Annotated in this window: 19 protein-coding genes and 3 pseudogenes; 8 read left to right on the top strand and 14 right to left on the bottom strand. The window is 64.7% G+C overall.

Annotated features, from left to right (window positions below):
- Positions 1-210: 210 nt before the first annotated feature.
- Positions 211-1,668, bottom strand: coding sequence for an IS1380 family transposase (locus tag LWC34_RS03950; RefSeq protein ID WP_233722402.1), 1,458 nt, complete (start codon positions 1,666-1,668; stop codon positions 211-213).
- A gap of 101 nt (positions 1,669-1,769) precedes the next feature.
- Positions 1,770-2,396, bottom strand: a pseudogene (locus LWC34_RS03955) (transposase domain-containing protein); the annotation flags it as partial.
- Between the two features lie 171 nt (positions 2,397-2,567).
- Between LWC34_RS03955 and LWC34_RS03960 the strand changes: the two are divergent.
- From LWC34_RS03960 to LWC34_RS03970, 3 genes are read left to right on the top strand one after another with little or no spacing between them, the layout of a single operon-like run.
- Positions 2,568-2,954 (top strand): YciI family protein, encoded by a 387-nt coding sequence (locus tag LWC34_RS03960; protein WP_308199961.1) that lies wholly within the window; start codon positions 2,568-2,570, stop codon positions 2,952-2,954.
- Positions 2,951-4,186: an RNA polymerase sigma factor gene (locus LWC34_RS03965; protein ID WP_233723031.1), complete on the top strand. Its 1,236-nt coding sequence runs from the start codon at positions 2,951-2,953 to the stop codon at positions 4,184-4,186. The genes LWC34_RS03960 and LWC34_RS03965 overlap by 4 nt, the downstream gene beginning before the upstream one ends.
- Positions 4,183-5,040 carry a carboxymuconolactone decarboxylase family protein gene (locus tag LWC34_RS03970; RefSeq protein WP_233723032.1) on the top strand — a complete coding sequence of 286 codons (858 nt, stop codon included), beginning with the start codon at positions 4,183-4,185 and terminating at the stop codon, positions 5,038-5,040. Before LWC34_RS03965 ends, LWC34_RS03970 begins: the two co-directional genes overlap by 4 nt.
- On the opposite strand, the gene LWC34_RS03975 is transcribed toward LWC34_RS03970, so the two are convergent.
- Both LWC34_RS03975 and LWC34_RS03980 read right to left on the bottom strand, forming a co-directional pair.
- Positions 5,037-5,624 carry a TIGR03086 family metal-binding protein gene (locus tag LWC34_RS03975; RefSeq protein ID WP_233723033.1) on the bottom strand — a complete coding sequence of 196 codons (588 nt, stop codon included), beginning with the start codon at positions 5,622-5,624 and terminating at the stop codon, positions 5,037-5,039. The two genes, LWC34_RS03970 and LWC34_RS03975, sit on opposite strands and share 4 nt — an antisense overlap.
- Before the next feature lie 80 nt (positions 5,625-5,704).
- Positions 5,705-6,256: a PLP-dependent transferase gene (locus tag LWC34_RS03980; protein ID WP_233723034.1), complete on the bottom strand. Its 552-nt coding sequence runs from the start codon at positions 6,254-6,256 to the stop codon at positions 5,705-5,707.
- A gap of 630 nt (positions 6,257-6,886) precedes the next feature.
- Here LWC34_RS03980 and LWC34_RS03985 point away from each other — a divergent pair.
- On the top strand, positions 6,887-7,741 hold the full coding sequence (locus LWC34_RS03985; RefSeq protein ID WP_233723035.1) for an alpha/beta fold hydrolase: 855 nt from the start codon (positions 6,887-6,889) through the stop codon (positions 7,739-7,741).
- Positions 7,742-8,132: 391 nt separating this feature from the next.
- Here LWC34_RS03985 and LWC34_RS03990 read toward each other — a convergent pair whose 3' ends face one another.
- From LWC34_RS03990 to LWC34_RS04010, 5 genes and pseudogenes are all read right to left on the bottom strand, one after another.
- On the bottom strand, positions 8,133-8,738 hold the full coding sequence (locus LWC34_RS03990; protein ID WP_233723036.1) for an IS630 family transposase: 606 nt from the start codon (positions 8,736-8,738) through the stop codon (positions 8,133-8,135).
- A complete protein-coding gene (locus LWC34_RS03995) occupies positions 8,717-9,208 on the bottom strand; it encodes a winged helix-turn-helix domain-containing protein (RefSeq protein ID WP_233723037.1) in 492 nt (163 codons plus the stop codon). Before LWC34_RS03995 ends, LWC34_RS03990 begins: the two co-directional genes overlap by 22 nt.
- A 138-nt stretch (positions 9,209-9,346) precedes the next feature.
- Positions 9,347-9,955 (bottom strand): hypothetical protein, encoded by a 609-nt coding sequence (locus LWC34_RS04000; RefSeq protein WP_233723038.1) that lies wholly within the window; start codon positions 9,953-9,955, stop codon positions 9,347-9,349.
- 464 nt (positions 9,956-10,419) lie between these two features.
- Positions 10,420-10,809: pseudogene (locus LWC34_RS04005) on the bottom strand (hypothetical protein).
- Positions 10,810-11,040: 231 nt separating this feature from the next.
- Positions 11,041-11,835, bottom strand: coding sequence for a hypothetical protein (locus tag LWC34_RS04010; protein WP_233723040.1), 795 nt, complete (start codon positions 11,833-11,835; stop codon positions 11,041-11,043).
- A gap of 828 nt (positions 11,836-12,663) precedes the next feature.
- Here LWC34_RS04010 and LWC34_RS04015 point away from each other — a divergent pair.
- The 3 genes from LWC34_RS04015 to LWC34_RS04025 all read left to right on the top strand — a co-directional run bounded on the left by LWC34_RS04015 (position 12,664) and on the right by LWC34_RS04025 (position 14,546).
- On the top strand, positions 12,664-13,254 hold the full coding sequence (locus LWC34_RS04015; protein ID WP_233723041.1) for an RNA polymerase sigma factor: 591 nt from the start codon (positions 12,664-12,666) through the stop codon (positions 13,252-13,254).
- Between the two features lie 80 nt (positions 13,255-13,334).
- The gene (locus LWC34_RS04020; RefSeq protein WP_233723040.1) at positions 13,335-14,129 is read left to right on the top strand and encodes a hypothetical protein; all 795 of its coding nucleotides are present in this window, start codon (positions 13,335-13,337) and stop codon (positions 14,127-14,129) included.
- 195 nt (positions 14,130-14,324) lie between these two features.
- Positions 14,325-14,546, top strand: a complete 222-nt coding sequence (locus LWC34_RS04025) for an anti-sigma factor family protein (protein WP_233723042.1) — start codon at positions 14,325-14,327, stop codon at positions 14,544-14,546.
- Between the two features lie 915 nt (positions 14,547-15,461).
- Here the strand turns inward: LWC34_RS04025 and LWC34_RS04030 are convergent.
- From LWC34_RS04030 to LWC34_RS04045, 4 genes are all read right to left on the bottom strand, one after another.
- Positions 15,462-16,232 (bottom strand): integrase core domain-containing protein, encoded by a 771-nt coding sequence (locus tag LWC34_RS04030; RefSeq protein WP_233723043.1) that lies wholly within the window; start codon positions 16,230-16,232, stop codon positions 15,462-15,464.
- 137 nt (positions 16,233-16,369) lie between these two features.
- Entirely contained in the window at positions 16,370-17,812 is a 1,443-nt protein-coding gene (locus LWC34_RS04035) for a glucose/sorbosone family PQQ-dependent dehydrogenase (protein WP_233723044.1), read from the bottom strand.
- Positions 17,809-18,243 (bottom strand): hypothetical protein, encoded by a 435-nt coding sequence (locus tag LWC34_RS04040; RefSeq protein ID WP_233723045.1) that lies wholly within the window; start codon positions 18,241-18,243, stop codon positions 17,809-17,811. The genes LWC34_RS04035 and LWC34_RS04040 overlap by 4 nt, the downstream gene beginning before the upstream one ends.
- 374 nt (positions 18,244-18,617) lie before the next feature.
- The gene (locus LWC34_RS04045; protein WP_233723046.1) at positions 18,618-18,896 is read right to left on the bottom strand and encodes a hypothetical protein; all 279 of its coding nucleotides are present in this window, start codon (positions 18,894-18,896) and stop codon (positions 18,618-18,620) included.
- Positions 18,897-19,662: 766 nt separating this feature from the next.
- Between LWC34_RS04045 and LWC34_RS04050 the strand changes: the two are divergent.
- Positions 19,663-20,163, top strand: a pseudogene (locus tag LWC34_RS04050) (transposase); the annotation flags it as partial.
- Positions 20,164-20,320: 157 nt separating this feature from the next.
- Here the strand turns inward: LWC34_RS04050 and LWC34_RS04055 are convergent.
- Positions 20,321-21,760, bottom strand: a complete 1,440-nt coding sequence (locus LWC34_RS04055; protein ID WP_233723047.1) for an IS1380 family transposase — start codon at positions 21,758-21,760, stop codon at positions 20,321-20,323.
- Positions 21,761-21,866 lie beyond the last annotated feature (106 nt).

Raw genomic sequence — 21,866 nt, forward strand, 5'->3', positions numbered from 1 at the left:
ATTATGAAACCTTTCCTGGCCGAAGTTCAATATCCTAGGGCTTCTAGCCTTGATCATTCACGTGGGTGACGTGTCCGCCTGTGCCGGTTCGGATGTTGATCTTGAGTTGGTTGCTGTGTGGTGATGGTCAGGGTTCGAGCCCGGCCGCCGGTGTTGGCTGGGCGCCGGGTTGGGGGGCGGGCCTTTCAGGTCGAGGGGCAGGGACAGGGGTCATCGAGTTGGTGGTGGCAGGGCCAGCGCTGCCCGGAGGCAGGCGGCGAGAGGGTCGGCCCAGGGCCAGGTTTCCGGGATTTTGATCTTGCGTTTGCGTTGGCCGCGGACGATGCGGGCGGCGGTGTGCAGTAGCCGGTAGCGCAGGGTTTTGGGTTCGGCTTTGGCGAGGGTGCCCTCAAGGCAGAGCAGGCGCAGCCAGGCGAGCAGGTCGATGGCGATGGTGGCGGCCAGACACCAGGCCCGGTTGATCTCGATCTTGGTGGAGGGCAGGTGACCGAGGCCGGTTTGCTTGCCGCAGCGGACGTGGTCCTCGACTCGGGCGTGCGGGCGGTGACGGGCTTCCAGGAACTGGACGGTGGCGCCCGAACCGCTGCCCGGGGTGTTGGTGGCCACCAGTTGGTAGCGCCAGCCGTCGGCTTCTTCGAACAGGGACAACTGTGCGCCGGGGTGGGGTTTCTCACGACGACAGATGATCCGCAGATCGGCCGGCCAGTTCTCCAGTTGGTCCCCGTCGGGGTGGTGACGTAGTAGCGCGGTCAGTTCCACCACGCCGGCTTTGTCCAGCGGCCGAGGATCGCCGTGGTGATCGAGCACTGCCTGCCATGCCTTCGCGGGGACACGGCCGATCGCGGCTCGTTCCCGCGCACCGAGTTCCCAGCCGACGCTGTAGTGCGCCTGCCTGCCTGGCTTGGCGTTCAGCGCGGTGATGTACTTGATGAGACCGTGGGAGGCGCCCGCGCCGTCCACGGTGACTAGAAGGTTCCTTCGATGTTTCGCCGGGATCTGGGCGATCGCGGCGTCGAGGACCTCGAGGTGATCAGCTGTCGTGTTGGATCCGGCGCTTCCTGTGCGCAGCAACAGGGCCAGCGATTCGCCGGTGTTGTCACACATGGCCAGCAGCGGATGATGACCGAAGCTGCCCTTGTAGGTTCCCGCGGCGAGTTGTTTGTCCGAGTGCGCGATCACCAGCGAACCATCCAACCGGACCACCACGGTCGTGCCCAGATCACGGTCGGCCACCCGCGACGGCGGAATCCGGCCGTGCCGTCGCTCGATCAACGACCACACATGCTCGCGGATCCGGGCACGCACACGGGCGATCTTGTTGCGCTGCACCTGACCGACCGCGTCCAACGTGCGCCACAACGTCGGATCTGAGGCGACCGGCCCGAACAGTTCGGCCTGATCGCGCAGGACAGCCAGATCCGACAGGACCCGCCCGCCGTCAGCGATCAACACCGCGGTGTCGGCGAACACCCGGCCACGGTCATGCACCGGCATGAACCCACGCCGCGCCATCGCCCGCGACAAGCCTTCCGTCAACCCGGTGCGGTCGGCCAGCAACCGCACCGCCGCGGTCCCGGCATGACTGACCACGCCACGCCCACCGACTTCTACCGCCAGATCCCGCGACCACCCAGTAACATCCACGTCGAAAGTGCTCCAGAGCTTCATGGGTAAGAACAGGCATTAGCAACCTCATCTTCCCAGCTCAGGAGCACTTTTCCCTGTTCCGACACGGCGCCCGAATCAAGATCGCCATGAATACTCAGGGCTAGCATGCCCGGCTCGAGATCATCCAGAATGCGCGTCAGCAACTCGCGCTCATAGACCCGCCACGAGTCGATCGCCGCGGCCACGATCGCATGGGTGCCGCACTCGCCCAAGCCGACGACGCGCACCTGCGGGAACGGGCTTTCCCCACCACCATGCGATTTCTTACCGAACACCGCGACGTTGTCATCAGTATCCGGCACGTCCAGCACCAGCCCATCCACGGCCATCACCCGCCACCCGTGAAACCAGGCTCCCTTCGTGCCTGGCCGAGCCATCGGCACCGCGACCCGCTCGAACAAGACCTGCAACGGTTCCGCACCCAGCCGTTGGCGTGCTTGGGAAAGCGCACTCGTGGTCGGCACATGCCAGTCATCCCGCCAGGTACCCAGAAACCGCAGACCGTTGACCAGCTTGCGCATCACCTCTTCATAACTGTCTTCGAAGAACAGGCATAGCGCCAACACCCAATAGACAACCACCCTGGCTGGCAGCAACCGTGTTCGCTTCTCCCGTCGACCCGTGTCGGCCAGCACCTCGTCCACCAGATCACGATCCAACAAACGTGTGAGAACACCGATACTGATCCCGTCGGTGAAGCGCCGGGATGGTGTGGCGGGCACGGTCACATGAGCAACGTATACGCCACTATTTCCATGCGCTACAAGGGGTTTTCTCCGAAGCCGTACACGTCATCGATCCACAGGAGACAGAAATATTTCATGTCTCCGCACCACTCACCACCCGCTTAACTAAGCGGCATTGGTCTCTAGCTAGACCGATGGACGAGTGGAGGACACGTGCAGTACATGCTGCTGATCTACAACTGCAACCGGCCTGAACCCAGCGACCCGGGCTTCGCCGAGGCGCTGGCCAGAGTGAACGCGTTCGCTGAGGAATGCCGTCGCCGGGGTGCGCTGGTGGCTGGTGACGCGCTGCAGCCGGAGAGCACCGCGACGACGGTGAGCGTGCGGGAGGGCAAGACGCTGATCACCGACGGGCCGTTCGTGGAGACCCACGAGCATCTCGGTGGCTACTACGTTCTTGACTGCCGAAACCTTGACGAGGCCCTCGATCTCGCGGCGATGTGCCCGATGGCAGAGCAAGGGTCTATCGAGGTACGGCCGATCGTCGGAGTGCCGGGGATCGACCACACGCCAGCGAACTTTGCCGCCCGCAGCGAATGACTGTCTCAGCCGCGCCGGTGGTGGAGCAGGTCTACCGCGAGCACCGGGCGCGGATGCTGGCCGCGCTGGTGCGCACGCTGGGCGACTTCGAGCTTGCCGAAGACTCGCTGCAAGAGGCGTGCGCGCTGGCGTTGGGCCGCTGGTCTGACACGGTGCCCGACGACCCGATGGCCTGGCTGCTCACCGTGGCTCGCAACCACGCGATCGACCGGGTCCGGCGGGCGAGGGTCGGCAGAGAGAAACAGGAACAGGTCGATGCTGAGGTCCAGCGGACGGCGAGGATGACCGACTTCGGTGAAGAACGGCTGCTCAGCATCGGCGACGAGCGGTTGAGCCTGATCTTCACGTGCTGCCATCCGGCACTGGCCGAGCAGGCTCGGGTGGCGTTGACCTTGCAGGCGGTGGTCGGGTTGTCAGCCGGACAGATCGCGCGAGCGTTTCTGGTTGGCGAGTCGACGCTGGCGCAGCGGCTGGTGCGGGCGAAACGCAAGATCCGGGACGCGGGCATCGGCTTCGAGGTGCCTGCCGATCACCTGCTGCCTGAACGGCTGTCTGGGGTGCTCGCGGTGGTGTATCTGATCTTCACGCAGGGGTACACCACGCCGGAGCACGCGCACTTGCGTGCGGAGGGTATCCGGTTGGCGAAGTTGATCGCCGCGCTGATGCCTGACGAACCTGAAGCGCTTGGCCTGGTCGCGTTGTTACTGCTGCACGACTCTCGTGCCGCCGCCCGCCACAACGCGGCCGGGGACATCGTGTTGCTGGAAGACCAAGACCGATCCCGCTGGGACTACAACGAAATCGCTGAAGCCATCCCGGTGCTGGACCGAGCGTTGCGCCACGAAACACTGGGGCCGTATCAGCTGCAAGCCGCGATCGCAGTGCTGCATGCCCAAGCCGTGAGCACCGAACAGACCGACTGGCCGGGCATCGCGGCCCTTTATGCACAACTGCTGTCGATGACGTCGTCTCCGGTCGTCGCGCTGAATCATGCCGTGGCCGTCGCGATGGCCATCACACCCGCCGAAGGCCTCGCATTGATCGACAACATCGACGGACTACAGCAGTACCACCTCATGCATGCAGCTCGGGCTGATCTGCTGCGCAGGCTCGGCCGAGCCGATGAAGCCGCGGCGGCGTATCGGCGCGCGCACGAACTCGCCGCTAGCCCAGCTGACCGGTGCTTCCTCGCCAGCCGCTTGCTCGCCCTCGACACCACGGAGTCCATATGAGACTGTCCATTCTCGATCGCGGACATCGCACACGTGCCATGCTGTTCCTGAAAATGACCGCGATCATGTCCCGTGTGGACAACCCGGACATCGTCAAAACTCTTCTCTGCCGGCCAGGTTTCCTCACTCGCGCCCTGCTGGACCTGACCGTCCCGGCGATGCGCGGCCCGTCCTACTGGACCGCGGGCGAACGTGAATACCTGGCGATGACCACGGCACAACGCTACGAATGCTCGTTCTGCTTCGTCACCCACACCGAACTCGTCCGCATCGCCGCCCACGGCGAGATCGACCCCGACCAACCCGACTCGGCGCGACCAGAGCTCCAGTCGATCCGCCGGTTCCTCGACGCGCCGGACAACGCCGACCTCGTCGCCGGGCTGCCTGCACAAGCGGTGCTGGAAGCGCTGCATGTCGGTGTGGTGTGGAACGTCGTCAACAGGCTCGCTCTCGCCTTCGGGTTCGAACTACAGGAAGGCCAATTGCAGAGCGGAACCCGCGCCCTGCACCGGTTCGGCTACCGGTTCCCCGCGTTCCTGCTCGCCGAAGGTCTTCACATCGATCGCGGCGGCCTGATCGAGAACCTACGTCACGCGGTCCTCGACGCACCAGCCACGACGTCACCGGCGCTGCGTACATCTGCAGCAACCGGTGGGTCGCTACCCGAACCATGGCAGTCCTACACCGCGCTGGTTCGCGACACCCCCAGCCGAATCACCGACGACACGATCAAGCAGTTGCTTGCTACTGGGCATTTCGAAGACGAGGTCTTCGAAATGACTGCCGCGGCGGCGGTCGGTGCCGCTCTGCACGAGTTCGACACCGGCCGCCGTGCGATCCCCAGCGGTCGCTAGGCCGCCACCGGCTGCCACGCTGCCCGCCCCAAGAAGGCCAGCATCCGGGTCTGCTCGTTTGCGTCGGCCGGAGGTGTCAGTTCTGGCCCGAAGAAGCCTGGCCGCCGCACCACATTGGCCCGTGCCCAGTCAAATGCCACCCCGACGAGCTCGGGGCCCAGTTCGGCATCAATGCCCAAGCCATGCGCGATATCCCAGGTGTGCGCCACCTGGTCGGTGATCAGCAACGTCACCACCGCGGCCAGCGGGACCTCACCGATGCCGGTAATCGATGTCATGCGCGCCAACGCCTCTTCGGTCAATGTCGCCACCGATTCCTTACGCGCCGCCCGCCACGTCGCGACAGGATCGTCACCAGCCATCACAGCCGGATGCGGAGAACCGGGCGCACCGTCCATCTGCACCTGCTGCCGGTCTGTTGCCCACGCACGCATCTGCTGCTGTCCCCAGATCACATGCCCGGCGACGTCCCGAACCGTCCACTCAGTACACGCCGACGGCGCGTCCCAACGGTCGGCGGGCACCTTCGCCAGCACAACGTCGAAACCATCCTGCGCCCGCCGGTACAGCTCCATGGTGTCCATTCGGCAATCCCTTTCCTCGGACTTGAGTCACCCCAAGGACGAACGGACCACGCCAAACTCGACACCAGTACGAGAATCAGTCAGGCGTCGAGTGCTTGGGTCAGGTCGGCGATGAGGTCCTCGGCGTCTTCGAGTCCGATGGACAGGCGGACGATGCTGTCGGTGATGCCTCGGCGGGCACGGTCGGCGGGGTCGAGGCCGTGGTGGGTGGTGGTGATGGGCTGGGTGACAAGGCTTTCAGCACCACCGAGGCTGGCGGCGATGCTGAACACGCGCAGCCGGTCGACCACGTCCGCGGTGATCGCAGCGTCGCCATCGACGAGGAAGCTGAGCATGCCGCCATGCCCGCGCATCTGGGTTTTGACGATGGCGGCCTGTTCCCCGGTCGCTAGGCCCGGGTAGCTGACCTTGGTCACGCGAGGGTGCTCGGCCAGGAACTCCGCGACAGCGGTGGCCGCGATGTTCTGCGCGCGGACACGGACAACGAACGTGCGGATGCTGTGGGCAAGCAGTGACGCGATCTCAGGCGCGATGACTTGACCGAGGTTCTTGCGCCACGTCGCGATCGGGGCGAGTAGATCGGCTGGGCCGGCGACGGCTTTTTCCCACGAGGTTACGCAGTCGCCGGACATGGTGCTTGAGCATCAGCGGGCAAAGATATTGCCGATTGTGTTTGCGCTCGATGGTGACATCGGGCAGTCGAGAAGGAACTGGCGAGGGTGGGAGATTCAGGCGATGTCTATGCCGAATCTTATCGTGGTTTTGCGAGCAAGTTCATTAATCGGTTCTTGTCCCGAGCACCTTCGGTTGTGCCGACGTCGGGCTTGCCCCGGTGACCGCTTGCTGCAGTAGTGTTTCGCACGGGAAGCGATAGGCTCGACTGCCAAGTTTGCTTACGCCCCAACGGCTGACCGCCCCGTCCGATCCCGACTAATGGTCGTGGAGCAGGACCAGGCCATGCGGCCCGCGAAGCCAATCACCATCCAACCCAGAACGAGACGATCAGCAACGGCCACGTTCGATCGACTCGAGGCGGCGTGAATAGCCGGAACTAATCCGTAGGCCTCGTGGATTACCTGCGCTTCAGTTTGGAGTCGCGTGCGGCACGCGCCGCCGTGTAGTGAAGCGGGGGTGTCGTGGGCGTAGGCTCGGTTTTGGAGGTCTCTGGCCCGGCCACCGCGACATCGGACGCCGCTGCGGCACTCGGTTGCCTTTGATGGCTGAATATTCAATATCCCTACTCGACTGCGAGAGGGGCAGTGATGGACCCGAAGATCGACATGCTGACCGTGCAGCGGGGCCAGCACAAGATGCACGCCGAGATGGTTGCCGGGAGCGGGGTGCCGATCGTGCTGATGCACGGTTTTCCCGACAACACCCACCTCTACGATCACCTCCTCCCACACTTGGCCGGGCGCCAGCCCGTGGTGCGCTTCGATTTCCTCGGCTGGGGCCGCTCGGACAAGCCAGCGGGCTACCCGTACACCGCAGCGAATCAGGTAGGCGACCTGGCCGCCGTCGTCGACGCCATCAGCGAGCACGTAGACACCCACCAGTTGACACTGGTGGCTCACGACGCCTCGGGACCGCCGGCGATCGACTGGGCGCTGGCCAACCCCGGGCGGGTCGCGATGCTGGTGCTGCTCAACACCTATTACCACTGGACCCCGAGCCTGCGTCGCCCGCCAGCCATCGCCTTGTATTCCACACCGTTGATCCGCGACATCGCCCGTGCCCTCGTGCGCCGATGGCCCCAGCTGGACTGGCGCCTGTATACCTGGCAGGTTGGCGCGTTCATCCACGATGCCGAGGTACGCGGCCCACTTGTCGCACAGCTTTACGAGCAATTCATCCCGGCTCGGCCGGCGTTTTGGCGGCTGAACGATGACCTGCTGGGCACGGTGCTGACCCATCGGCGTCGTATCCCGGATCTGCGCCGTTTCACTCCGCCCGTTCGGGTAATTTTCGGGGTCCGCGACCGCTATCTCAATCCCCGGGTCGCACGGGAGTTCGCCGCGCTGTTCCCCCATAGCGAACTGCATTTGCTCGACGACGCCGGACACTTCGTCCAGGTCGACCGCGCCCAGCAGGTAGCCGATCTCATCCTGGCCGAGTGAAACCGAAAGCCCACCAACCACACATCTGGAGGTGAAAATCCACCAACCGCTGTGTGAACGTGAACGAGTCGCAGGCTGATCATCTTCTGGTGGCGGAAGGATGACCACACCACGGACCTCGATGATCACACCGCAAGAGTGAGCACCTCACCGGCGAGAGTTCCTGTGACCCAGCCGTGTCTCGTCAGCGCACACTCACGCCGCTGCCCCACCGACCTCGAGCCGGGCGCAGTCGCATGGAGAAGGCATTGCGGGTGTACCTAAGCACTCCATTGTCTATCTGCAGGCGATCTAATCAACCGTCATTGGCGAGTGCCCCAAGCTGCATGGTGGTGCTTGGGGCACAGAAAACTGCCGTCAGATTGGGGCTACAGATCTTGAAAGGCCAGGATTACGGCGGTTGTGGTTCGAGGTTCAGTCTGGTGTGGGCGAAGAACGCGTCGATCAGCCCGGGTCGGTACTGGATGCGTTTGAGTCGGTTCTTCACGATGGCGGTGAGCTGGTCGATGCCGTGCACGATGAGGTTTCCGAGGTTGCGTTTGACGTGGGACCACACGTGCTCGGTCGGGTTGAGGTCCGGGGTGTAGGGCGGGAGTTGGATCACGTGTAGCCAGTCGCGGGCCGCGACCAGTTTGCGCATCGCGTGACTGGTGTGCGTGTTGAGGTTGTCCCAGATCAACACGATCGGGGCGCCGAGCTGCTGGTGTGCGGCGTCCAGCAGGGCGGCGTAGTCGGTTTCGGCGAAGCTGCGCCGTTCCCCCTTGCGGCCGCGGTGGGTCCGGACACGGTAGATCAACCGGGGCCGGTGTCCGGGCCGGACGCATACCAGCCCGGCGACCGATACCCGGCCCGAACCCTTGCCCGACACCGGGATCTGTGGTGTCTGGCCCCGGCGGCCCCAGGTGCGGGCTTTCGGCGGGCGCAGCGTTTGCCCGGCCTCGTCCTCGAAACACAGCCAAGCACCTTGCTGCGCCGCTACCGTTTTCCCGCCGGCCATACCTCCCGCCGCCAGGTGGCGATCGCCTGCTCGTCGCGCTCGATCGCGCGGTGGGCGGGTACTTGTGGCGAGAACCCCATGCGGTGCAGCAGATACGACACCCCGCGCAGCGTGTAGCGGGTGTGAAACAGCCGGGCGATCAGATCGGCGACCCGAGCCAGGGTCCAGCGCTGATCCTCGCCGAACCCATGCACGGCTGGGCCTTGTTCCACAGCCTGGGCCAGCCTGTCCAGTCGTGGCTGGTCCAGCCGGCAGGACGATCCGCCCGGTCCCTTCGACGCCAGCCCTGCCTCACCCTCGGCACGCCATCGACGCCGCCAGGTATAGACCGCGTTGGTGGATACCCGCAGTCTGCGGGCGATCTCGGCGGCCGGCACGTCCTGGGCGAACCATTGGGCCGCCTGCAACCGGACAGCTTCGCGTGTGGCCCTGCCCCGCTCGGAAAGGCCACCTCCATCCGCGTACCTCATCCATCCCTGCGTAGATCATGAATCGATCAGGATCCGGGAGGACACGCCGCCCAAGGACAAGATCAACCCTGGCCTTTCATGATCTGTAGCTGTTGCTGGCTGGTGCGATCGTGTAGCGCTTGGGGCGCTCACTGGTCCTCACTGCGTAGCCGTCACAGACCAGCTTCTCCAAAGCGTTGTGTACTGCGCCTGCAGACCTGTGGGTGCCCGAAACTCGGCCGCTCTATGCGACCTGCCGGTATTCGTGGATGGCTCCGCCGAGTCGGTCCCGTCTGATGACCTTGATGTCCACGGCTGCCGGCGCGGAGAGTGGTCGTAGCGGCGCGGCGTGGGCAAGAGATCGGTGTGGCCGGTGGACTTGATGATCTTGATGCCGTCTGACACACGGTCGTTGAGGCTCAGGAGGAGATTACGTGCTTGCTGGGCAACCCAGTCTGCGGTGGGGTGTTCGGTCACGCTGAGTACGTGCACCCGGCGGGTCGCGTGCTCGACGACCGCGAAGCAGTACAGCCGTGTGAGCATCACGGTGTCGCAATGGAAAAATTCGCAAGCCAGAATCTCTCGTGCTTGGGAACGCAGGAATTCTGCCCAGGTCGGGCCCGAGCGCCGGGGACATGGATCTATCCCGGACCGTTTGAGGATTGCCCAGACCGTGGAGGCACCGACCTTGCGGCCCATGCCGGCGAGTTCTCCGGTGATGCGCCGGTATCCCCACCCAGGATTCTCTTGGGCCATGCGCAGGATCAACTCGCGAGTTGAGGGCCGTGTGGGTGGTCGTCCTGGTCGTCGACGCTGGTAAGTCCAGCGTCGCTTGATCAGGTCGGCGTGCCAGCGTAAGGAGCGTGCTTGGGGTGACGAACAAGTGCCGACGGCGCGCGGTGGACAGCAATCTGGCCAGCGCACTGATGACGGCCCGGTCCGCCCAGGACGGCCGCGGACGCGCGACCTGCCGACGCAGGACTGCCAGTTGATGGCGTAGTACGAGAATCTCCACGTCCTTGGCGGTGTCCGAGCGGACGAGCAGGGCTGTCCCGGACAGGAGTCGATAGAAGATCAGGTATACGAGTCGCAACGCCACGGCCGTCGATCATGCCGAACGCGATCCGCCTGCCATCACCCCTGCTCGACGCCATGGCCGAGTATCGGGCACCCACAGGACCTGCGCATGGGCAGCGCAGCGGGATCCGTGGCCGCCGTGGTCTGCATCTCGCTCATACCACCAGGTCTGCTTCGATGCGCTTGAGCTGATGCCGAGCCAGTGCAAGGTTCGCCCGTTCCCGTTCCCGTTCCCGTTTCCCGTCCAGGACCAGAAACAGAAACCGCGTCGAGGTGCCCTTAGCCGGTTGCAGCAACCGATCAGGTAATACTGGCGGTGCAGGGTGACCAAGGACGTCCTCGATACCGTTGTTGAGCCCGAGGGTGGACATCACACGCAGTTTCGACCGCACCACCTCGGTATTGCCGGCCGCGGCCACCTCCAGATGCAACCAGTCACGCCTGCCCCGCGTGCCCAGCGACATCCCACTTTCGTAGTCGACCAACGCGGCACGCACCGCGCCGACAACGGACATCGTCTCTTTCAGCGCCGTGTCGATATTCATCACGAAACTCTCTCCTCGTATTCGTTCTGGCACGCGCCGAACGGCGTGCCTGGCGATGTCCCATGCGCATCTGGTTTCGTTGCTGTACCGGTAGTTCGTTTGTGTGTCCTGTGTGGAATAGGTTGGGCGGGCGGCGGCTGGCGGAGACAGCCGCCGCCCGCCCTCGGGCGGCGACCCTTGTGCAACGGGACTACCGAACGGTCGCCACAGATCCGGGAGAGCAAGAGTGGGTCAGCGGCTGGGACGTGGTGACGGTGGCACGACTTCGGGTTTGCCGGTCGGGTGTGCCGCACCGGGCCCGGTGGGGTGCGTGGTGGGCTTTCCCGCCGAAGTCGCGGATTGTCCGGGCTGGTTGGCGAGCAGGTCGGTGCAGTACGCGGGAACCTTGTCCTTCCCGCCGGCGGTCGTGATCAAGACGGTGAATGCGGGATTGTCCAGCGCCTTGCCCTGCTCCGCCCCGGCACCGGCGGTGTAGGCCTGACAGAGACCCACCAGGGAAGGAGACGGCGCGCCGCTGCCGCTGGTGGTCTTGTCAGCGGCGTTGTTGTCAGTGGGGTTCTTGCCGGTGGCGTTCTTGTCAGCGGCGTCCGACGCCTGGCTCGAGACGATGGACGGGGTTGGGGTCGCCGGGCCGGTCATGGACGACACCGCGCCCATGGGCGGAACCGTCGGGCTGTCACCACGCTGGGTGGGCAGGTTGCCGGTCACGGCGGCGACCGCGACCCCACCGGCGGCGACCGCCGTGACGGCGGTGGCCGCGACCTTGACCGTGAGCAGTTTCGCTAGCGCGGTCTTGATGAGCATCGAACGTCTCCGTAGTTGAGTGACAGGAGCGAGATGAGCCGCGCGGAATGCCGCCAGCGCGGCCTGCTCACCGGCCAGCTCGGCCTCGTGCGCCGGGGCGGACGCCGCCGCGAGCAGGCCGCTCAAAGCATCCGATCCGGCAGCCTGCTCGCGGTCCGGTTCGCCGCGAAGCAGGTGCTCGGCGGTGCGCCGGTCGATCCGGCGGGAACGGTGCGCGCTCATCTCATGTCCTTCAGCGTCAACGCCTTCGATTGTGTCACTCCAGCCGGCGAACTCTGTCCAGCCAGGATCCTTCATGCTGTGCCCGACCGATGGTGCCGAACCACGGGTAGCCCATCACCAGGGCAATCTGCAAACGGTCTCACTGCTGGCTCGGCAGCGGCTAACGAAGTGGTCATGCACCCACGTCGTTCGCGACGAAGAGGTACCAGCGGACCGTTGTCCTATTCGGCCAATGGCCATTATTGGACAGCGAGGGGCGGTCAGCGCTCGGTCGGCTGAGGGCATGATCGCAACATGGCGATTCTCTTGGTGGAGTGGGGACAGCTAGGCGTCCCTTGCGTGCGCGATGGTGCTACGGCGTTGGCGTCGAGTCCCACGACGGCGCCCAAGCCGATCGAACCGCATGCGCCAAGCGGATCGATGCGGGCGTGCTCGACCTGACTGTCCGCTTCTCCTTCTCCTGGCTCATGGCTCGGTCCCTGGAAAACTCGCTCCGGCCGCGCTCATCTTCTGCGACAGCACAGTTGTGTGTCTTGATGTCCTTGGTCGCAGAAGCCTTAGTCCAAAAGCGACGGTCTTTTGGCGACATGCGGCTGATCTGCGCAAGACCCGTGAGCGGGTTCTGGCCCGACCTGTCCGGGGAATGTGTTCGTCACTTGCCGACCCGTCGTCAATCCTGTGTGGATTTGACATTCCGGTAGGGGTTTCGTCCGGCCGACAGATGGATCAGGATGTCGCGGGTGCACAGTGCGGCAGCATTTGGCTGATGGTGGTGATGTTTCTGGTGTCGTTATGTTACGGCGAGGCCGGACAGTTGGTCTGTCTATAATGGACATATTGGAGGAAGTCCTGATCAGACCGAGGCAGGCGCCCGCCGGCGCCGGGGACTTGGCAGCCGCTTTGCCGGCGGCGCAGCGTGGTAGCGAGGACGCGTTTCGGGTGCTGTACCGGTCTGTTCAGCCGGTTCTGCTGCGGTACGTGCGGGTGCTGGTGGGGGAGGATGCCGAGGACGTGGCGTCCGAGGCGTGGCTGCAGATCGCGCGGGATCTAACGTCTTTTCGTGGGGATGGCGACGGGTTTCGTGGCTGGGCTACGACGATTGCCCGGCATCGTGCGATGGATCATCTGCGTCGTCAGCGGCGGCGGCCGGTCGTGACCGGGCGGGTCGAGGAGTTGACCGATCGGTCCGGGCCGGAGGACACCGCCGAATCCGCGGTGGACGCGGTGGGCACCGATGCGGCGCTGGCGTTGATCGCGAGGTTGCCGCGGGATCAGGCCGAGGCGGTGCTGTTGCGTGCGATGGTGGGGCTGGACGTGAAGGCCGCCGCCCGGGTGCTGGGCAAGCGCCCGGGCGCGGTGCGCACGGCGGCCTACCGCGGACTGCGCAAGCTCGCCGAATACCTCGAGCATTCCGCCTGACCAGCATGAAGGATCCTGGCTGGACAGAGTTCGCCGGCTGGAGTGACACAATCGAAGGCGTTGACGCTGAAGGACATGAGATGAGCGCGCACCGTTCCCGCCGGATCGACCGGCGCACCGCCGAGCACCTGCTTCGCGGCGAACCGGACCGCGAGCAGGCTGCCGGATCGGATGCTTTGAGCGGCCTGCTCGCGGCGGCGTCCGCCCCGGCGCACGAGGCCGAGCTGGCCGGTGAGCAGGCCGCGCTGGCGGCATTCCGCGCGGCTCATCTCGCTCCTGTCACTCAACTACGGAGACGTTCGATGCTCATCAAGACCGCGCTAGCGAAACTGCTCACGGTCAAGGTCGCGGCCACCGCCGTCACGGCGGTCGCCGCCGGTGGGGTCGCGGTCGCCGCCGTGACCGGCAACCTGCCCACCCAGCGTGGTGACAGCCCGACGGTTCCGCCCATGGGCGCGGTGTCGTCCATGACCGGCCCGGCGACCCCAACCCCGTCCATCGTCTCGAGCCAGGCGTCGGACGCCGCTGACAAGAACGCCACCGGCAAGAACCCCACTGACAACAACGCCGCTGACAAGACCACCAGCGGCAGCGGCGCGCCGTCTCCTTCCCTGGTGGGTCTCTGTCAGGCCTACACCGCCGGTGCCGGGGCGGAGCAGGGCAAGGCGCTGGACAATCCCGCATTCACCGTCTTGATCACGACCGCCGGCGGGAAGGACAAGGTTCCCGCGTACTGCACCGACCTGCTCGCCAACCAGCCCGGACAATCCGCGACTTCGGCGGGAAAGCCCACCACGCACCCCACCGGGCCCGGTGCGGCACACCCGACCGGCAAACCCGAAGTCGTGCCACCGTCACCACGTCCCAGCCGCTGACCCACTCTTGCTCTCCCGGATCTGTGGCGACCGTTCGGTAGTCCCGTTGCACAAGGGTCGCCGCCCGAGGGCGGGCGGCGGCTGTCTCCGCCAGCCGCCGCCCGCCCAACCTATTCCACACAGGACACACAAACGAACTACCGGTACAGCAACGAAACCAGATGCGCATGGGCGAAAGTATGAGGAGGAGGTGCCGTGACACACGCATGCCTGTACACCGTCACGGTCGGCGCTTACTTACTCGGAGCGCTCTGCGCGCAGGAGAACGACGAGTTCCGCAGGCACGCGGAGGTGTGCCCGTCCTGCGAGCGGGAGATCGCTGAGCTGACACCGACCGTGCGCCTCCTGGAAAAACTCAAGACAGAGACGCACCCAGTCGATGGACACGCGTGCTCCGGGCTGGCGCGTGAGGAGTAACAGCGACAGGTTGTTCCATCGTCCACTTAGGATCAATACCAGACTGCCGCCGCGTTCGAGACTGTTGAACATCTACTCGCGCTGCTGAGTGCGTGACATGATTGCTTGTTGACCCCGCTACATCGAGGCCGGAATCCTTTTGCTTGCTTTCTTTCTGACAGAGGGAAGTTTGGCGGGATCAGCGAGGAGTCGCATGTAGACAACATCCGGGAAGGCGTCATCGCCGGGCATCGTCGGGTGACCGTTTGGCTGGCGTACAGGCAGTGACTCACCTTCAGCCCCAGGCGGTATTGGACGATAGTGTGGTTCGCCTCAACAGAATCCGCGTTGGGTACACCTGCTATGCTGCTTGTGCACGAGCGCGTGCGCAAGCACGTTGATCGGCGGGTCTCGGCTACGCCCGGCAAGTCCACAGTGGCCTGTCCGCGAGAGCCGCTGATCCCACCTCCGGCCGTGAACCGCTCGGTATGGATGTCCAGTCGGAGTGAGACGGGCGAGGCCTCATCGGAATCCGTGCTCGCTGCACCAAGGTCGAGCGCTCCGATCGGCGCGAAAGCGGGCGACGGATCAGGTTCTCGGCTGGTGCTCTGGAGAGTACTGTTTCGGTCTTCGGAATCGAGGTTTGTCATGATCCGAGCACGGGCCTTCACCGGCAACGTGGTCCACTTGTGGATGCCAGACTCGGGTACCGCGTCCGGTCGTGCGTTGTGCGGTGTAGCCGGTCCGGCCATCGGGGACCAGGCTGGTCCGTTATGTGCAGCATGCTGGCGCGCCCACGGCGGCTCGCTCGGTTTGGCGTTTGCGCGGCGACCTTTGCGCGGCCCCGGTGAGCGGTGCCTGGCCTGTTCTGAATACCCCAGTCGGTAACTGTTCGAGTCCCGATGTTGCGCTTGCCGAAAATGTCGTCCGTGCAGGTTAGGCGGCGTGGTGGTACTCGTTGAGGATGCCGCCCGAGCGTGGGCGTCGGCGGATGTCGAGTTGGTTGATTTGGGTTGGCTCGGCGATCGGCTGTGGCGGTGGTTGTGATGGTCGGGTGTTGGCGATGCCTTGGTGGGGTCGGTGGTTGTTGTAGAAGCGCTCGTATTCGCGGAGTGCGTGGAGTAGATGGCGGTGGTTCCAGATCAGAGTGCGGTCGAGCAGTTCGTGGCGGCAGCTCTGGATCCACCGCTCGACGAGCGAGTTCATCCTCGGCATGTGGATGCCGCTGAGGATGACCTGGATGCCGGCGTCAGCGAGGATGGCGTCGAGCAGGGGAGGGAACTTCCCGTCTCTGTCACGGATCGAGAAGCGCGCTCGGCAGTTGGTGTATTCGAGGTCCATGACGAGGTTGCGGGTGACTTGGGTGACCCATGCCGCGGTCGGATGTGATGTAGCGCCGAGGATGTGGATTCTGCGGTGGGCGTGTTCGATCACGACTAGGACGTACATGCGGGCGCCGGTGAGGATCTGCCATACGGTGGAGGCGGCAACTTTGATGCCGAGGACGAGGAGTTCGCCGTGGATTCGCCGGTAGCCCCAACTCTGGTTCTCCTTGGCCAGGCGCAGAACCAGGACGCGAATAGACCGGATGGTGTGGGGCCGACCGGGACGTTTCGGTCGGGATGCCTTGGCGTGGCGTCGGCGGAGTAGGTCGCGGTGCCAGCGCAGGATCGTGTCGGGGCGTACCAGCAGGCGGAGTCTGTGCAAGGTCCGGTGTGGTAGTCGATGCAGGAGCGCAGCGAGTAATGCCCTGTCGGCTGGACTAAATCGCACCCTGGTATCGCCGAATTGCGGTTGCAGCAGTGCGATCTGTGCCGCAACACCAAGATCTCGATGGTCCTGTGTCATCGGCTGGCGAATCGGCCGGAAAATGACGAAATATGGCCAATGTCGCCAAACGTCCACTGTGTGCTTCCCGTCACTGGACGCACCGGCTGCTGTACTAACCGGAATTCGAGGATCGAGCCGGGATTCCGCAGCTTGTTCGTGGGTTTCCCGGAAGGGTCCTTGGTGTTACCGGCGCTGTCGGTGGCGACGTAGACCCGTTTGTTATCGGGGCTGATCGCGGTGTCGCGGTACCGGTTGGTGGTCCGCCACAGCGGCTTGACGGAAGTCACCTTCTTGCCGTCCGGGCTGAGAGCCAACCGATAAACCGTGCCTTCCTTCAGCACAGGCATGAGCAGTGAGCCGGAGACGTAGTCGAGGCTGGCAGGAGCGACTGTGGGCCAGCAGAGGTACCAGATCTTGCTTTCGGCACACTTCGGGTCTTTGAAGTCGTGGTCACTGGGCACGGTGTGGAACGTCCTAATAGGACCTGCGAAGTCCCGGCTGTGCCAGTCGGTTTCCTTGTTCTGCGGCACCGACGGCGGGATCGTGTAGTCGTCGAATGCCAGCTCCTCGCAGTCCGGCGCCGCTGACCAGTTGCCGTAGACGTAGGCTTTGTCGTCACGGAAACCAGCGACATGAGGCCAGCCGTAGTTCGTGCCACGGCTGATGATGTTGACCTCGTCGTCGGTCTTGGGCCCGTGCTCGCTGGAGTACAGGGTTGCGTTGGAGCCGAAGACAAGGCCTTGCGCGTTGCGATGGCCGTAGCTGAAGACGTGGCTGCGGACGCCGGCGAGAACTGGGTTGTCGGCCGGAATCGAGCCGTCCTGGTTGAGCCGCAGGACCTTTCCTTGGTAGGCAGTCCAGTCGCGAGCCTGCACCTCCGCGGCGGTCGGCAGTCGCTGCGCGAGGTTCGGCTCGCACTTGGCCGCGAACTGGTTCGCGCCCTGGTCGCCGATGGTGTAGTACAGCTTGCCGTCCGGGCCCAGCACGAGCCGGGCCGACTGGTGGTCGACGCCGCCAGGCAGCCCGATGATCACGCCGCCCGGGCGGACTAGCCGCTGCGACTGGATGTCGTAGGTGTAGCGTGCGATCTTGGTCCGGCGCACGACATCTGGGCCGGGGTCGGCATCATAAGTGTACGCGACGAAAACGAAATCCTCCCCGTGGAGCAGACCGGGATGCAACGCCATGCCCAGAACCCCATCCTGGGCCGAGTGGATCGCGTCGGGAATCGTCACCGCGGTTTTCTGCGCACCCGTCCGGGGGGCGATCCGCACCACCCGCAGGCCGCTTTTCTCAGTGGCCCAAATGAATCCGTCCGGTCCCCAGGTGATCTCGTACGGGTCGGCAAGCCCGGACGTCACGACTCTGCCGACAGCGGCGTCGCCGGTTTCCGCGGCAACAGCGGCAACCGGCGACGCCGCAAGGATCAATATCAACGCGAAAGCGAGGCTTCTCACGCGCCCTCCCAGATTGTTCGACGGGAATGTACTACTGTGTCGCGTGCCGGCGGGACAAGGTAGTACAGAATGATCAACAATTCTCCAGGACCGACGTCGATTCCGAAGCGACCGACTGGCGAGTCTTGCGCAGCGCGATCATTCCGATCACGGCGAACACCACGACAATCGTGGCGCCGACCCACAACGGCGCAGTCCGAGGTGAACGCTTCCCGAGCCGTGACAAGCAAACCGTTGGTCAATAAGCCGGGAAGCGTGCTGGCCTCGCGCACCGCGCCCGCGATGCTGTCGGCAGCGCGGTACCGCTGCCTCGGCAGAAACCCTGAGGGGACAGTGATCAGGTCGCGGTAGGCGGCCGTGCCGATCATGCCGAATACGCGATTCCCATAGCAATCCTTGGCGACACCGAACACGGCGCTGGTCTCGGACATCGCCGACGCGGCACCCCTCCATCTGGTCGAAGGCTCGGGCTCGACATATCCGTCCACTTTGAACGCCTGGGTCGATTTTGCCGAGTGCCACGCTCGGAAACGTGCGCTATAGCGTGTTCATGGCCCCAATCCCCTCGCAATGAGATACGGCTTCATCGAAGAACTCCAGTACCACATATCGAGCCTTGCACTCTGGGATGAGCAGGTGAAGGGGAAACCAGCGGCGCACGCGCGCCGTTGTCGACATCACGCCGGGCTGATCAGGAGCAGGGTGCAACTCATTCGGCGGGACTCGAACTTGTATTCCCGTTTCCAGAGGGCGGTACAGACCGTAGTCAACGACCTTGTACCGCTCGAAAAGTCATCGCCGCAGGTCATGCGGCGTATCGGTATTCGTTGATGAGTCCATTGAGGACGGGAGCGCGTAGCAACGTGCGGACGTTGTTTTCGTCCGCTCGGTCGGTCTGGTGGTGACGTTCGGGTGGTTGCTGTTCTCGGGTTTGGTGGGGCCGGTGCTGGTTGTAGTGCCGTTGGTATGTGGCGTCGCGCAGGACCGCGGTTCGCTTCTGCCATTCGTTGCAGCACACCATCTCTCGGATGTCCTGGATCAGTGGGACGGTCCGTGCGCGTTTCCCTTTGGTGGCCTTGTCCATGAGGCCACCCGGCGAGGGAGTGGTTTGTCGTCCACTCGTCAGTGTTGAGGTCTTTGACGCGGCATCCGGAGACTTCACCGATACGGGCCGCGGCAGGATCTCGCTGCGGCGACTGCCGGGCTCACCCTGCCGTGGAACAATGGCCCTGCCGAGGGAGCGGTCAATAGAGCGAAAATGCTGAAAAGACAATGCTTTGGGCGCGCGAAGCTGGACCTGCTCTGCAAGCGAATCCTCCTCACGCCATGATCGACATCATCGTCACACGATCACACAGACCCCTGTCACGTTGGAAAGTTGATCACTCAAACTGCGCCAGAGCCCGTGCTCATGGCGAACAAGCGCTCAACTGGTCCCATGCTCGTGGCAGGCGACACTCTCAGTAATATCCTATCTGTCTTCCTCAAAGGCTGGATGAACGGCGAGTCCTAACTCCACTTTACGAGAATGTCGAGATATGTCGATGAAGTGCAGTTTTCGAGTAGTTCTGTGAAATGAGGTGCGGGGACACGAATTTATTTGATGGCGCCTACGGTGATATGGCTGGTTTTAAACTTGCTACCAGGCGTAGTGTCATGATGATCCCGATGTCCTTTATCTGGGCTTTATTGTTCAGCTTGGTTGCCGTACGACGCTCTCCCGGTGGTTGTGTCCACTGAGGTGGTGTACGACGTTTCCGCTGGTTGGCGGCGTGGCGTCTCCATAAGGGACGGCCACCGCGTGATCCTTTCGAGTACCGACCAAGGAACTCAGAGGAAGGATCACCACGATGGCCGCAGTCGAGGGTATCGACCCGACCGGCTGGTTGGATGACCAACTCGCCGCGGCGAGTCCGGATCTGTTGCGCAGCATGGTCAAGACGTTCGCTGAGGCGGTGATGTCGGCCGAGGCCGACCAGCGGTGCGGGGCCGAGTACGGCACCCGTAGCCCGGAGCGGGTCAACTCCCGCAAGGGCTACCGGACCCGGGACTGGGACACGCGGGCCGGGACGGTGGAGCTGGCGATCCCGAAACTCCGCTCGGGCTCCTACTTCCCCGAGTGGCTGCTGCAGCACCGTCGGCGGGCCGAGCAGGCCCTGGTCACCGTGGTGGCCACCAGCTACCTGCTGGGCGTGTCGACCCGGCGGGTGGAAAAGCTGGCCGAGCAGCTGGGCGTGAAGAGCCTGTCGAAGTCCCAGGTCAGCGAGATGGCCACGCACCTGGACGCGCAGGTCAAAGCATTCCGGGAACGCCCACTGGATGCCGGGCCCTACACCTTCGTGGCGATGGACCTGGATTCACCGTTGATCTTGGGTTGTGGTTGTGGTGGTGGGTGGTTGTGGTGGTGGGCTGGTGGTGTGTGGTGTGGTCGTGTGGGAGTTGCTGGTCTGCCCAGCTTTTCCACTGTGGTCTTTCGGGTTGGGCCTGGTCAGGCGGGTGGTTAGGGGTTCAGGCGGGGTGGGGTGGGGCGTGGATGGTGGTGAACAGGTGGGTGAAGTCGGTGGCCCAGGGCCAGTCTTGTGGTAGTCGCAGGGTGATGTGGCGGGCGGTGCGGGTGACGCGGGCGGCGATGGTGATCAACCGGCGGCGCAGGGTGGTCAGCCGTGTTCGGGCGTGGGCAGGGCCGGCCAGGCAGGCGGTGGCGCGCAGGAGGTTGTGGGTCAGGGCGGCCAGGGACAGCCAGGCGGCGTTGGCGGCGAACAGTCCGGACGGGAAGTGGGCCAGCGGGCCGGCCGCGAGTTCGGCGAAGACGTGTTCGATCGCGCCACTGCGTTGGTCGTGCAGACGCCAGGCGGTGGCCGTGTCGAAGCCGGCCGTGTCGGGCTCGGTGGTGTCGGGCTCGGTGGTGGCGGGCCTGGTGGTGGTGGGTGGGAGGTTGGTGAACACCGCGTGGTAGCGCCAGGCTGGGAACAACTCGCCCTGCTCGTCGCGGGTGGTGATCCGGGTCCGGCGGACCAGTAGCCGGGCGGTGGTTTTCTGGCCGGGATTGACGGTCGGGTTGGTGAACGCGGTATGGCTGGTCTCGGCGATCTGGGCGGTGTGGATCAGTTGCCCGGTGTGCGGGTCGAGGACCGGGTCGCGGTAGGTGTGCTGCTGCCAGGCGTGCTCGGTGATCGCGTCGATCGCCTCCCGGATCGCGGAATGTTGTGGGGCGGTGATGGAGAACCAGGCCCCTTCCCGCGCCAGCATCGTGATCAATTCCCCGACATAGAACCCGGAATCGCCGCGTGCCAGCAGCGGCCCGGTCGCGCCCGCGGCGCGGGCGGTGCCCAGCGCGCGGCGGGCCAGCGAGCTCACCGCGCGGCGGGTATCGGCGTTGCCGCCCCGTAACCGGGTCGCCACGATCACCGGCCTGCCCGCCGCTGTGGTCAGGGTCGCGGCCAGCGTGTTCAACCCCAACACCCCGGTATAGCCGAACGCGGCCCCGTCTTTGCCCCGCCCGTAGACCTGGCTGATTTTCGAGTCCAGATCCAGCAACCCCAACCGGTCGGCCCCCGCCAGCAGCGGCGTCAGCTCCGCCAAGCGGGCCAGCAGCCGGGCGGAGAGTTTCTCCAGTTGAGCGACATGACCCATGCTGAACCAGCGCAGGAACGTGCCCACAGTGGACGGTGCGCGGATCCCGGTGAACAACCCCGCCATGCCACCATGCCGCACCAGGTCCAGATCACTGATCGAGTCCGCGCCCGCGGCCATCCCGGCCACGATCGTGCTGATCTTCGCGCCCGCGTTCGCCCCGACCGAACCACCCAGCCGGACCAGCTCACCGGCCAGATCCGACAACCCCGCGTCCTCGGCCAGCCGCATCACCGCCACCAGGCCCGCGTGCGACACCAATCCCGGATCGTCGAACCTCACCGACACCGCGCCACGCGTATGCGATGCTTTCACTCAGCAGATGCCCTCTCACTCGGACCGATATGTTTCTGTCACAAGAACAATCGTCCCAAGTCAGAGGGCATCTGCCCGTTCACGACACGACCAACCCACCAAGATC

Source organism: Kibdelosporangium philippinense (assembly GCF_021390435.2).
Lineage (GTDB): Bacteria > Actinomycetota > Actinomycetes > Mycobacteriales > Pseudonocardiaceae > Kibdelosporangium > Kibdelosporangium philippinense.